The organism is Gemmatimonadaceae bacterium, from assembly GCA_020852815.1.
Lineage (GTDB): Bacteria > Gemmatimonadota > Gemmatimonadetes > Gemmatimonadales > Gemmatimonadaceae > SCN-70-22.
This window is the reverse complement of the sequence record JADZAN010000002.1, coordinates 420,371-433,810: the sequence shown is the minus strand read 5'-3', so window position 1 is coordinate 433,810 and position 13,440 is coordinate 420,371. Positions and strand designations below refer to the sequence as shown.

Sequence of the window (13,440 nt, the reverse complement as noted above, 5' to 3'; positions counted from 1 at the left end):
GCGCTACACGCGCAGTGCGGGAGCTGTGCAGCATGAGATGAGGCGGAATGAGACTGATGCTCCTGTCGATCAGCATGGCGCGACGGATCGATGGCACTCGCGAACGCGGTGGATGACACCCGGCGCAGCCGCGCGCCTGACAGGATACGGCGCGAAACCGTCACATGATACACGCATAGGGTCGAAAACCGCCACGACGCCTTCGAATGACGCGGTCTCGCCACTAATCGTGTGGTGGCGAAGCTACACCGATCGTTCCGGGCGGCGGTGTGCGACAGCCGCAGCGAACTGTGCCGTGCATCACACCAAACGCCGCGGGAACGACGCACGAGTGCGAATGAACGACGTTCAGTTCAGTCGGCGCCCGCCCTGCGACAGAAAGTCAGCGTAGAGCCGCTCCAGCGTCGCCATCACTCGTTTGGAGTGGAAGACGTTTCGCGCACGTGCGGCGCCCGCGCTCCCGAGTCGCGCGCGCTCGGCGGCGTTGGCGAGGGCGAAACGGAGCCGATCGGCGAGCGCCTCGACATCGCCGGACGGGACGAGATATCCCGTGTCGCCGTCCACCACGACATCGGGGATGCCGCCCACGCGCGTGGCGACCACGGGGCGTCCGGCCGCCATCGCTTCCACCACCGAATTCGGGAAGCCTTCGTGCCGCGAGCAGAGGACGCTCACGTCAAAGAGCCAGTGCATGGTGGGGCTCTGGGGACGGCGCCCGGCAAAGCTCACCCGGTCGGCCACGCCGAGTCCGGACGCGAGCCGTGCCAACGCCGCTCGCTCCGGCCCATCACCGACAAGGACAAGGCGGGCGTGCGGGCGCTCCGTCACCACGCGCTGGAACGCCCGCAGCAGCGTGTCGTGGTCCTTCACGGCGAAGAGGTTGGCAACAATGCCGATCGTCTCGTCGTCAGGTGCAATTCGCAGGTCGCGCCGCCACTCGGTGAGCACCGCCGCGTCTGGTGCTGCGAACGCGTAGTCCTCCACGAAGTTGGGCACGACGACGATGTGCGAGGGGTCGATCCCTTCGCGCGCCACCAGCGCCCCCACCGCCTCGGCATTGGCCAGCACGCGATGCGCCAGTCGATAGGTCCAGCGATTGAGGATGAGGTACACCTTCCGGTTGGAGGCGTACCACCATCGCCGCGACGCGATCACCATCGGGACGCCGGCAATGCGCGCGCAGATGACGGCGAAGATGTTGGAGTAGATATCGTGCGCGTGGAGGACGTCCACGCGTTCGCGCCGCAGGTAGCGCACGAGCGCGCGTCCGCTGCGCAGCGCCTGCAGGGAGAAGAATCCGTTGAGGGGAAACACCTCGATGGGGATGCCGGCCTCGCGCACGCGCGCAGCCAGCGCCCCGCGGTCCGAGAGCGCCACGAACGACACGTCGAAGCGCGAGCGATCGATCTGCTCCACGGTTCGCACCGCGTTGAGTTCCGTCCCACCGGTATCGAACGAATCGAGACAGTAGACGATGCGGATCCGCGACGCGTCGCGGGGAGGCGCCATGGCCACCTACCAGCAGATCCCCTCGTAGCTGCTGCCGTCGGACACCTTCGGACCAAAGACCCGTACCAGGTCGACCACCCGCTGCCCGGGGCGAAGCGTGGGCTCGATCGCCTTGAACTCCTTCGATCCGTTCCCGATGACGATGACGTCCGCGTCGGCGAGCACCTCGTCGACCGACGCGCGCATCAGCTCCCAGATGTGGGGGACTTCCTGCTCCACGTAGTCGCGGTTGGAACCGATGATGTTGGCGCTGCGCACTTCCTTGTCGTAGATCGTCACCTCGAAGCCGCGCCCCAGCAGCTTCTCGATGAGGGTGACCATCGGCGACTCGCGCAGGTCATCGGTCCCCGACTTGAAGGCGAGGCCCAGCACGCCGACGCGCTTGCGCCCGGTGGCCGCCACCAATTCGAAGGCACGCATGATTTGCAGCTGGTTGCTGGCGAGCGTCCCGCTCAGCACCGGCGTCTCGATGTCGAGGGTGCGAGCGCGGTATGCCAGGCCGCGCAGGTCCTTGGGCAGGCACGACCCGCCGAACGCGAATCCCGGCTTGAGGTAGGCCGGCGACACGTTGAGCTTCGTGTCCAGGCAGAACAGGCGCATCACCTCGTGACTGTCCACGCCTAACGCCTTGGCCACGTTCCCGATCTCGTTGGCGAACGACACCTTGAGCCCGTGGTAGCAGTTGCAGGCGTACTTGAGCATCTCGGCCACGCCGGTCGCGACGGCATGGAACGGCGCGTCGATGCCGGCGTAGATCGCCTGCACCGCCTCGACGGTCCGTGGGTCCTCGCTCCCGACCACGGTGAACGGCGGATCGTAGAAATCCTCGATCGACGTCCCCTCTCGCAGGAACTCGGGATTCATCCCGATCCCGAAATCGACGTTGGCCTTGAGTCCCGAGTACCGCTCCAGCGCCGGGATCGCGACGCCGTGCGTGCTGCCGGGAAGGACGGTGCTGCGGATGATGATGGTATGGCGCGTCGTCTTCTCCTTCAACGCCGCCCCGATCTGCTCGCAGACGCGCTCGACGTAGCCGAGTTCGAGCGCGCCATTCGGCTTGCTCGGCGTCCCCACGCAGACGAGCGAGATGTCGGTGGCCAGCACCGCCTCGCGCACGTCGACCGTGGCGCGCATGCGGCCGGACGCGCGCATCTCGGCCACCAGGTCGCCGATCCCGTGCTCGACGATCGTCGCGATCCCGTTGTTGATCATGTCGACCTTGGACGGGTTCACGTCCACGCCGACCACCTGGTGCCCTTCCTTGGCAAAGCAGGCCGCAGAGACGCAGCCGACGTAGCCCAAGCCGAAAACACTGATGCGTGATGTCATGATATGCGTGCGGTAAGTGCCCGTTAGGCGGCGCGCCCGGCAGACTGGCCGGCCGGGCGTCGTTGTTGCACCTGCTCGACCGTGGCGCGGCAGGCGTCGGCGAACTGCGCGGTCACGCGCTGCCAGCCAAACTCCTCTCGTACCTGCCGTGCCGCGGCCTTCCCCAGGCGATCGCCCTCGCCGGGGTCCTGCAGCAGCTGGATGACAGCGGTCGCGAATGACGCGGCATCATCGGCGATGCGGATGTCACGACCATCGACGACCGGAAGCCCCTCGGCCCCGATCGTGGTCGAGACGATGGGGCGCTCCATCCCCATCGCCTCGAAGATCTTGAGGCGCGTCCCACCACCTACCCGGAGCGGGACGACGATGACGGCGGCCCGCTCGAGGAAGGGACGGATGTCGGGAACGGTGCCCGTCACCTCGATGGCGGGGGCGGCCGACGCGAGGGCCTTCACTCCCGGTGACGGGTTTCGACCAACGATGGAAAGCGTGGCATCGCCCACCTGCTGCCTGACGAGCGGCAGGACGTCGCGCACGAACCACGCGACGCCGTCCTCATTCGGCATCCAGTCCATGCTCCCGGTAAAGGCGATGTTGTGCGGCAGGCGCACCACCGCGCCGCTGGGCTGGAAGAAGTCGGTGTCGACGCCCGTGGGCACGCTGCTCACCGACGTCACGCCGTACTGCTCGCGGAAGGCATCGCGATCCGCGTCGGAGACCGCGATCACATGATCGAAGCGATGACACTCGTGACGCTCGAAGGCGCGCATGCGACGCCACTGCTCGCGCATGTAGGCCTTCTTGACCGGGTGCACCGCCACCGCGGTATGTCGCTCCCAGATGGCCGCCTCCACGTTGTGCTGGAAGAGGAGCGTCGGGACGCCGAGGTCGTTCGGGACGTTGAGCGACGGAGTCAGGAAGTCGCAGATGACGAGGTCGATCGCGCGCTCGCGCACGGCGCGACGAATCGCCTCGCGCATCGCTGCGGATCGGTACCTGGCCACGGCGTACGGGAGCGTGGAGAAGACGTTGCGCGCGAGGTCGGCGAAGAACGCCCCGCTCCCCTTGCTCGGCGCCGTGAAGGGGATGCGGATCAGGTCGTGACAGTACTCCTCCGAGCGCGCCTCGGCGTCCGGCGCGGCGGTACCGTCGTCGAGGCAGAGGTACGTGACGCGGTGCTGCGCCTTGAGGTGCTTGAGCGTCTGGTACGTCCGGATCTTCCCGCCCTTGTCGACGGGATGAAGGAGTTCGGTCTTGAGCCAGAGAATGTGCATGTCGTCTCGCGCGGTCCTCGCGACCGCTCAGGGCGCAACCGAAATCGCCTCGACGCTCTCGCCGTCGAGGAAGATGCGCTGCCAGATCTCCAGATTGACGAGCGCCCAGAGGCGTTGGTCATGCTTCTGCTCGCCGCGCAAGTGGTGGTCGGCGATGGCGGAGATGGCGTTCATGTCGAAGAGCCCGCGCGCCGCCGCGCGTGGCGATAGCACGAACTCGTCGACCAGGTGTCGCCAGGCGCCGGCGAACCAGGCTCCAACTGGGACCGGGAAGCCCATCTTCCTGCGACTCAGGATTTCCGGTGGGAGATGCGGTCGCATGGCCTCGCGCAGGATGTGCTTCGTCGTCACGCCACGAAGCTTCATGCGCAACGGGAGTGCGGCCGCGAATTCGACCAGCGGGTGATCGAGGAACGGGACGCGGCTCTCGATCGACGCCGCCATGCTCATCTGGTCCTGCTTCATCAACAGTTCGTGCAGGTACGTCTTGGTGTCGGCATAGAGCAGCTTGTTGAGCAGCGATCTCGCGTCGGAGTGCTCAAGCGCCGCGTGATGTGCGGCATACGGATCGATGCCGATGCAGCGCTCGCGCATCGCGGGGGAGAGCACCTCTGCCTGACGCGCGCGGCCGAAGACGGCGAAGTTGTCGAAGTAGATCGTATCCAGGTCGCTGGGGAGGTACAGGAAGGTCCGCTCCAGCTTCCGGCGCAACCCCGTCGATCCCGGCAGCGCATCGATCCCCGACTTCACCGCGGCGCGCATCGCCCGCGGCGCGAGGTGTTCGTAGCGCGCGCCGAGCTTGGAGTTGTAGACCGTCATGCGATACCGATTGTAGCCGGCGAGCGTTTCGTCGCTCCCTTCGCCCGTGAGGACGACCTTCACGCGCTCGGCGGCGAGGCGCGAGACGAAGTTGAGGGCGATGCTCGACGGATGCGCGATCGGCTCGTCCTCGTGCCACACGAGCTTGGGGAGCGCTCCCCAGAAGCTCTCCGGGCTCACGACGATCTCGTGATGATCGGTTGCGTAGCGGCGCGCGACCATGCGCGCATACTTCAGTTCGTTTGCCTCGCGTTCGGCAAAGGCGACCGAGAAGGTCTTGATGGGCTCATCGACCAGTTGCGACATCATCGCCGTGATGGCCGCCGAGTCGATGCCACCGGAGAGGAACATCCCGAGGGGGACGTCGGCCATCAGGCGCATCTGCACCGCATCGCGAAAGCGCTCACGATACTCGTCCACGAGCGAGGCGTCGTCTCGCTCGTCGAGCATTCCCTCGGCGAAGTGCAGGTCCCAGTACTGGGCAATGCTGATCGCGCCATCCTTCCAGGTGAGCGAGTGCCCCGCGGGGAGCCGGCGGATCCCGGCGAACATCGTCTCGTTGCCCGACGGGGCGAAGTTTGCCAGGTAGTCGGGGAAGGCATCGGCATTGAGCGCTGGCCGGATCATCGCGGAGGCGAGGATCGCCTTGATCTCCGAGGCAAAGACGAGCGTCCCATCCTCGAGGTGCGCGTAGTACACCGGCTTCACGCCCAGGCGGTCGCGGACGAGGTAGAGCTCGCGCTCCTGCCGGTCCCAGATGGCGATGGCGAACATTCCGCGGAGCTCGGTCGGCAGCGCCTTGCCCAGGCGTTCGTACAGGTGCAAGACCGTCTCGGTGTCGCAGTGCGTGTGGTACCGGACGCCCTGCGCTTGCAGCTGCGGCATCAGCACCGGGTGATTGTAGACTTCGCCGTTGTAGACGATGGTGAAGCGGCCATCGTCGGAGGCCATCGGCTGTGCCCCGTGCGTGACGTCGACGATCGACAGGCGGCGATGTCCGAGCGCGACGCCGGGCTCCACGAAGTAGCCGCTCCCGTCGGGGCCGCGGTGCACGATGGAGTGGCACATGCGCTCCACCGTGTCGCGATCCGCGGCGCGCGTGCCCCGAGGTCCGGTGACGATCCCGCAAATCCCGCACATGATCGACGTCCTCTTCTCGTTAGGGTTTCGCGCCGGGGCCGGGCCCCTCGCGGACGTCTGATCGGTCCACGCGCCACCCTCCGCGCTCCCGAATGGCGCTCACCACCCCCCCTGCCGGCTCGGCAAGCTGCGTCCCATCCAGTTCGAGGCGCGTGCCACCGATCGCCAGGAGCGATTCCACCATGCCATCAGACGCGCGGCGCCTCACCCACGCCACGCGGGCGTCAGTCTGGACCCCCTCGGCGTTGCCGCTGGCGCCAAACGACACCGTGTCGCGCACCTCGTCGCCGTGCAGGCGCACGGTCTCGCGGAGGCCGCTGGCCGTCGCCTCTCGTTCGTGGCTCACGCGCCACTCGCGCCCGATGCCCCGGATGAGGGCAAAGATGACCGCGGTGGCCGGTGGCGCCGTCCGGAAGGCGAATCGCGCGCGTCGCGCCCGCTCCCGCGCCCCGTATCGGCGTGACGCGACGCCGTCGTCGAGGCGCCACGTTCCCTCCGCGCCTAACGCGCGCACGCTCAGGAAGAGCCGCCCGTCGTCCAGCACACGCAGCGTGTCGCCCTCCGCCTCGAGGTCGAGCCCGGGGGCGCACTGAAAGGTGGCCACCGCATCGTGCACCCCATCGCCCTCGATGACGTCGCGCACCAGCCACCAGCCGCGGCGCGCCGCCAGCACCAAACGCCGATGGCGCGCCGGCGATGGCAGGCGATCGTAGCCGTCGTGATGCCCCTCGAAGAGCGTACCGGCCGGCGTCGAGTGCCACGCATCCAGCACACCGTGCGTCATGGCATCCCAGCGAAACGGGCCGGCCGGGACCGAGGACGAGACGCCGTCGAGCGAGACGGTGTTGTGCACCAGCGACGAGCGCATGAGGTCGCGCTCGGCGCTCGACGTGGTGTAGCTGACGGTCCCCGCATCGACAAACACGGGAGTGCTCCCGATGGCGAGATCGAGCGCCAGCGAATCGGCGTGGGCGTGCCCGCCATTGTCCGCACCCAAAGGTCCGCAATCGAGCGTGAGCACCGCCGCGTCTTCCTCCCACCCATCGCGCATCGTGAACAGGCCGCCGTCGCGCTGGTCGCGGGCGGTCGATGCGCCGCCGGCCAGGAGGGTGCCGGACCCCGCCCCCTCCTGCTGCAGGCGATCCAGGCGGGCCATGCCATCCCGGCCGAGCATCCACACCACCTCGTCGCTGGCCGCACCGCCAATCTGAGCCAGCGCCGCGTCGCCCAGGAGGGCGGCGACGGTGGCGATTGACGCGCGCACGTCGTCGCCCGGGCGACCATCGAGGAAGAGGAGGCGCCCCCCGTCCTCATCGCCAAAGAGCGGGATGGTCCCGTCGGCGCGCGCCACCCACGCGGTGGACGTGGCCAGGCGGTGCAGCGCCTCGTCCACGCAACGCACGTCGCCCAGCCCGTGCGCGCTCCCCAGCAGGCGCGCGTGCAGGTAGATGTCGAGCGTGTATCGCTGGTAGTACGTCGCCTGTTCGTAATACGTCCCGTCGGGGCGCACGTGCCGTTGCAGCTGCGCGAGCAGGATGTCCCATCCGCGGTCACGCCAGCGCGGCGCGCCCTCGAACATGGGCAGCTGCGTGCCGAGGTACAGGAGGGCAAGCGCCTCGCCCGTGAGGTGCGTGTTGGGGCTGAAGTACGTGGAGAGGTAGCGCTCGAGGTGGCGCGCGCTCACCTCGAGGAACTTGAGCAGCCGCAGCACGAGCCCATCGCCAAACACGGGAGAGCCAGCGAGGAAGCGCAGCGCCCAGAGCCAGGCAATCGATCGGTAGGCGACCTCGAGGCTGCTGGCCCAGTTGATGCCGCGCTTGGGCGGGTTGGCGTCCATCCAGCTCTCGAGGAGCCGTGCCGCGCGCACGGCGTACGACTCGCGCCGCGTGAGGGCATATGCCTGCCCGAGCGTCACGAGGAACTGGTGGCGGCTCAGTTCCCACACGAGCTTGTGATCGCCGGCTACGCGGGGGTCGAGGTACGCGATGGTGCTCCAGTGCGCGTCGGGGGCGCGCACATCGCGCAACGGGTCGCGCGACCAGTCGATCGGGTCGGCGATCTCCAGCGTCTCGTGCCCTAACAATTCGAAGCGCCCCGCGACGATATCGTCGGCGGTGCGCGCCAGCTCGGTCACGCGCTCAGGCCAGCGGCTGCGCACCGTGGCCAGGGTCGACGCCAAGTCGTCGATTCCCGGAGCCAGGCGCGGATGCGCACCCTCCCGCACCGCGCGCACCACGAAGGCCAGGTCGTGCCCGCGCCACTCGGGGCGCAGCGCCGAGCGCAGGCGCGCGTCCGACGGCTCGCCGGCGTCGCGCAATCCCGCACGCTCGGCGAGCGCGGCGAGGCGCTGCGCGAGGCGCTCTCGCACCTCGTCCAGGGAGCGCCCCCTGAGCTTGCCCAGCTTCTGGGTGATCGACATCTCAGGCCACCAGCGTGCGCACGCCCGAGGCGTCGCCCACACCGCGCCCGGCGGCGCGCGCATCGGTCTCGCAGTACAGGTGCACCCACGCGTCACGCACCGCCGGCCAGACGTAACGCTCGAGACACTCGCCGCGCGCCCGGTCGGCGATCGCGAGCGCGAGCGCCGGCTCGCGGAGGAGCCGCAGCGCCTGTTCCGCCAGCTGCACATCGTCGCCCGCGGGCACCATCATCCCCGTCCGCTCATGCCGCACGATGTACGGGATGCCGCCGGCATCGGTCGTCACGACCGGGAGCCCCGCCGCATACGCCTCGATGACCGAACTGGGCATGTTGTCGATGTCCGGTGAGTTGAAGTAGACATCGGCGTCGTCGTACAGCGCGGGCATCCGCTCGGGGGCCACGCGACCGGTGAATGTGACGTGACGCAGCCCCAGCTCGGCGACGAGCCGCTCCAGCGCGGCGCGTTCACGACCATCCCCCGCCACGATCAGCTCGGCGTCCGGATGAACGCGTTGCACCCGTGCAAACGCGCGGATGGTGCATGCAACGTTGTAGAGCGACTCGAGGTTGCGGTTGCTGAGGAATCGAGGACGCAGTGACTCGCGCCGGCGATACGGGATGCGCTCCACGTCCACGAAGTTGAAGATCGCGGTCGCGTCCAGCCCGTGGCGACGGAAAACGTCGACGAGGTAGCCGGACGGGACGGCGATCACGTCGGCGAGACGCGCCAGCGGGATTGCCGTGCGCCAGCGCGCCAGGTGATCGTCGGCCTCGCCGCTGTGGTAGTTGAGCACGACCGTCTTCCCGAACAGGCGCCCGGCCAGCATGGCGGGAACGGGGGCCAGGAGGAACGACCAGTACGACGCCGAGAAGGCGTGCACCACGTCGACCCGCGGCACGCGGCGCAGGAGCGACGCCACGTAGGCGATCGACGTCGCGAAGGTGCGCACGTACTTCACCCGTTGCAGCAGGCGGAAGGGCCCCGCCAGGCGCGGATTGACCGGGAGGAACGACACCTCGATCTCGTCGGTCTCCCCAAATCGTGACAGCAGGCGAGCGAGCACCACCGACTGACCGCCGAGAATCTCGAGCGATGGCCCCACGAGGCAGACGCGCAGCGGGCGCCGGCCGCGCTCGCCGGCGCTCGCCGGGCGCACCACCGACGGACGCGCGAGGTCTGCGCCCGGCGCTTCGGGGGTCACGTGATCGGCGGGGGGCGGTGTCATCGCTGACATGCAGGGTAACCTAACGACTCCACACGTCCCAATGCCCCCGCAGACCGTTCACGGTCGCACGCACCACGGCCACCTGCATCGCAAAGGCCATGGACGCCGCCCGGCGAATGCGCGGAACGGCCGCGGTCGCCAGCGTGGCGAGCGCCAGCATGATGAGGAGCAGCATCGTCCCCACCCATGGTGTCGTGATCCCCGCACCCGAGGCGAGCCACGCCGCCGCCGACACTCCGCCCACGAGCAGGAGGTAGGGCGTCGCCAGGCGCAGCAGCTTGTGGAAGAGGAACTGCAACCAGATCGGATTCCGCCACGGGAGCATTACCGCGGGGAGCCAGACGCACAGCTGCACGACCCCGGTCAGCGTGCGGGCCTTGCGCTTGAACTCCTGCGCCGGCGGAAAGCGGCGGTCGTCGTACGCGGTCGCCGTCGGCTCGAACCCCACGCGGAAGCCGCGCAGCACGAGGAGCATCGGGACGTAGACATCGTCGAGAATCAGCCCGGCCGGCAGCGGGTGCCAGCACTCGCGGCGCATTGCGTACACGGCACCCGTTACCCCGACGGTCGAGTGAAGCCGCGCCTCCTGCAAGCGAAGCCACTTCTCGAACAGCCAGTAACGCTCGGCGAGGTTGGCTGGCGCGCCGTCACGCCCGATCTGGAGCGACCCCGACACGGCCCCGAAGCGAGAGTCGCCGAGCGCCGCCACCAGGCGCGGAATGGTACTGCGCTCGAACCGTTGCGCCGTATCGCTGAAGACCAGGATCTCCCCGTTCGCCTGGCGGACGGCGGCATTCAACGAAAGCGCCTTTCCACCGGGGGCGTCCCCGCGTACAACGCGCACGCGAGGGTCGATCTCCCCAAGAGAGGCGCTGGAGGCCGTCCCTCCGGCATCGAGGGCGACGACAACTTCCAGGAGCGCCGGCGGATAATCGGTCGTCAGGGCATCCTCGACGCGGGCTCGAATCACCTCCGGGGAATCGACCGACGCGATGACCACCGTGACCCGACGCCCATTCGATACCCCGGTCCCAGGGTCGCCGGCACCTGCCGCCCGGGGAGATCGCTTCACGACGAGCGACGCCAGCAACGCCACCACGACCGGATACCCGATCCAGATGGCGACGACGGCAAGGAGGCTGGCGATGGCTACGATCAGCACGGGTGAAAAGTGCTCAAGTCCGTTCCCGGTGGGAGGATGCAGGATTAGCCTTCCTACCTTCCGCAAATCGGGCGCCGTAGCGCCGGCCTCCGTGCTTTCTGTGGATGCGGCGGCGTGAGAGGATTCGGGAATTGGAGTCGAGGTCGGTGTTGCAGGGGCCCCACATGGTGTGGGAGGTGGGGGGCCTCCCTCGCCGAGTCGCTGTTGTGCGCAGCCGCGACACCCCCCGCGCAACTTCTCCGCGGGCCTCGCGACGACGGCGAGTCGCCAATCGTCATATTCGCGGCGCTTGCGCGCTGGTGCGTGGCTTGCTCGTCACTGCGCCGAGTCGTCCGATTCCTTCGTCGCTTTCGGCACCTTCATGCCTGCACCCTTCCGCGCGCTCGTCACCGGCGGCGCCGGCTTCATAGGCTCCAATCTCACGGATCGTTTGGTCGACCGCGGCCACGCCGTGCGAGTGATCGACAACCTCTCGACCGGTTTCCGGCACAACCTCGCGCATCGAGAGGGGACCGTGGATTTCGTCCATGGTGACCTCCGCAACCCGCGCGACTGCGAGCGAGCAGTCGAGGGGATCGAGGTGATCTTCCATGTCGCGGCGCTCCCCTCGGTTCCGCGCTCGCTCGCCGATCCCGTCGGGTGCCACGAGAACAACGTCACGGCGACGCTCAACATCCTGGAGGCCGCGCGCGCGGCCGGCGCGCGGCGCGTGGTGTATTCGGCGTCATCGTCGGCGTATGGCGACACACCGACGCTCCCCAAGGTCGAGACGATGGAGCCGCTCCCCCGGTCGCCATACGCGGCGGCCAAGCTCGCGGGAGAGATGTACACGCTCTCGTGGGCGCGCGCGGGACTGCTCGAGGGGGTCGCGCTTCGCTACTTCAACGTCTTCGGCCCGCGCCAGGACCCCAATGGCCCGTACGCCGCGGTTGTCCCTGCCCTCTTCCGCGCGGCGGTACACGGCGTTCCGATGCGGCTGTTTGGCGACGGCCGCCAGACGCGCGACTTCACCTTCGTGGAGAACGTCGTCGCGGCGAATCTTCTCGCCGCCACGCAGCCCGCGGAGCGCGTCAACGGCTGGATGGTGAACGTGGGCGCCGGGACCAGGACCTCACTGCTCGATCTCGTGAAGGTCGTTGGAGAGGTGACGGGAAAGTCCATCCCGATCGATCACCTTCCCCCTCGCGCCGGTGACGTGCGGGACTCGCTCGCGGCGCTCGAACGTGCGCGCGAGGTGCTCGGCTACGAACCCCCGGTGCAGTTGCACGAGGGGATCGCGCGGCTGTGGGCCTGGTACCGGGAGAATCCTGCGCAGCTGTCGGGATAGGTCAGGGAGGTGCGATCGGCGCGCCTCCCCGATTGACGCCGCAGGTCAGCGCTCAGTGCGATGCAGGCCTCCACGCACGCTCCATCGACTTGACGATTCGCTCGCCAGCGCGGCCGTCCCACCCTTCCGGCGCCCTGGCACCGACAGCGACGCGCCCCATCGCGAGCGCCGCCCGGGCAGACGACAGGACCCCATCGGTCGTGAGCGGCCATGGCGCCATCCTGTTGGTCCCCTCGGTGACCGTCACCGGGCGTTCGGTCGACTCGCGCAGGGTGACGCACGGGACGCCGAGCACCGTGCTCTCCTCCTGGATCCCGCCGGAATCGGTGAGCATTACCGCCGCATCGGCCTGGAGCCCCAGCATCTCGGTGTAGCCCAGGGGATCCATGACCTGGAGGGGAGCCAGGAGCGGTTCGAGCCCGAAGGCCCGCACGCGCTCTCTCGTGCGCGGATGAAGCGGGAGGAGGATCGGCAGTTCGCGCGACAGCTCGCCGAAGGCGGTGAGGATCACCGAGAGCTGCCGTTGATCGTCCACATTGGACGGACGATGCAGCGTCGACACGGCGTACCGGCCGGGGGTGACGCCAAGCTTCGCCGGGAGGTCGAGCGCCTTGGCATGCGGGAGCATCCGGAGGAGCGAGTCGATCATCACGTTGCCCACGAAGACCACGCGCGCCGGGTCGATTCCTTCGCGCGCCAGGTTGGGCTCCGCGTCGTGGGAGGGGGTGAGGAGGAGGTCGCTCAACCGATCGGTCACGACGCGGTTGACCTCCTCGGGCATGGCCCAGTCGTTGCTCCGGAGTCCAGCCTCCACGTGGGCCACCCGGCAGCCGATGGCGGGGCGAAGCTTCGCGGCAACGAGGGCGCAGGCGAGGGTCGAGTTCACGTCACCGACGACGACGATCCAGTCGGGGCGCGTTTCCTCGAGGACGGGCTCGAAGGCCTCCATGACGCGGGCGGTCTGGCGGGCGTGCGAGCCGGAGCCGACGCCGAGGTGGCGATCGGGGATGGGGAGGCCCAGGTCACGAAAGAACGCATCGGACATCGAGGCGTCGTAGTGCTGGCCGGTGTGGACAAAGATGCGCTGGTGTCCCGCCAATTCGAGTGCGTTGAGAATTGGCGCGACCTTCATGAAGTTGGGACGAGCACCTGCAACGACGAGGACTTTCATAGGCTGTGCGTAACCGATTGGTAGTACCGGGACTGAACGTAGCCGTTGCACCGTGGTGG

At 68.4% G+C, this 13,440-nt stretch carries 9 protein-coding genes; 1 reads left to right on the top strand and 8 read right to left on the bottom strand.

Annotated features, from left to right (window positions below; translation table 11 throughout):
* Window positions 1-348 precede the first annotated feature (348 nt).
* The 7 genes from IT359_02810 to IT359_02780 are packed head-to-tail and all read right to left on the bottom strand — an operon-like array spanning window position 349 to window position 10,883.
* Window positions 349-1,509, bottom strand: a complete 1,161-nt coding sequence (locus IT359_02810; protein MCC6927901.1) for a glycosyltransferase — start codon at window positions 1,507-1,509, stop codon at window positions 349-351.
* Between the two features lie 6 nt (window positions 1,510-1,515).
* Window positions 1,516-2,838, bottom strand: a complete 1,323-nt coding sequence (locus IT359_02805; GenBank protein ID MCC6927900.1) for a UDP-glucose/GDP-mannose dehydrogenase family protein — start codon at window positions 2,836-2,838, stop codon at window positions 1,516-1,518.
* Between the two features lie 23 nt (window positions 2,839-2,861).
* Window positions 2,862-4,115 (bottom strand): glycosyltransferase, encoded by a 1,254-nt coding sequence (locus IT359_02800; GenBank protein MCC6927899.1) that lies wholly within the window; start codon window positions 4,113-4,115, stop codon window positions 2,862-2,864.
* A 27-nt stretch (window positions 4,116-4,142) separates the two neighbouring features.
* Window positions 4,143-6,074, bottom strand: a complete 1,932-nt coding sequence (asnB, locus tag IT359_02795; GenBank protein MCC6927898.1) for an asparagine synthase (glutamine-hydrolyzing) — start codon at window positions 6,072-6,074, stop codon at window positions 4,143-4,145.
* Between the two features lie 19 nt (window positions 6,075-6,093).
* A complete protein-coding gene (locus IT359_02790) occupies window positions 6,094-8,493 on the bottom strand; it encodes an alginate lyase family protein (GenBank protein MCC6927897.1) in 2,400 nt (799 codons plus the stop codon).
* Window position 8,494: 1 nt separating this feature from the next.
* Window positions 8,495-9,730, bottom strand: coding sequence for a glycosyltransferase family 4 protein (locus IT359_02785; GenBank protein MCC6927896.1), 1,236 nt, complete (start codon window positions 9,728-9,730; stop codon window positions 8,495-8,497).
* Window positions 9,731-9,740: 10 nt separating this feature from the next.
* Window positions 9,741-10,883 (bottom strand): glycosyltransferase, encoded by a 1,143-nt coding sequence (locus tag IT359_02780; GenBank protein MCC6927895.1) that lies wholly within the window; start codon window positions 10,881-10,883, stop codon window positions 9,741-9,743.
* A 361-nt stretch (window positions 10,884-11,244) separates the two neighbouring features.
* Between IT359_02780 and IT359_02775 the strand changes: the two genes are divergently transcribed.
* Entirely contained in the window at window positions 11,245-12,210 is a 966-nt protein-coding gene (locus tag IT359_02775; GenBank protein MCC6927894.1) for an SDR family oxidoreductase, read from the top strand.
* A 52-nt stretch (window positions 12,211-12,262) separates the two neighbouring features.
* On the opposite strand, the gene wecB is transcribed toward IT359_02775, so the two are convergent.
* A complete protein-coding gene (gene wecB / locus IT359_02770) occupies window positions 12,263-13,381 on the bottom strand; it encodes a UDP-N-acetylglucosamine 2-epimerase (non-hydrolyzing) (GenBank protein MCC6927893.1) in 1,119 nt (372 codons plus the stop codon).
* Window positions 13,382-13,440 lie beyond the last annotated feature (59 nt).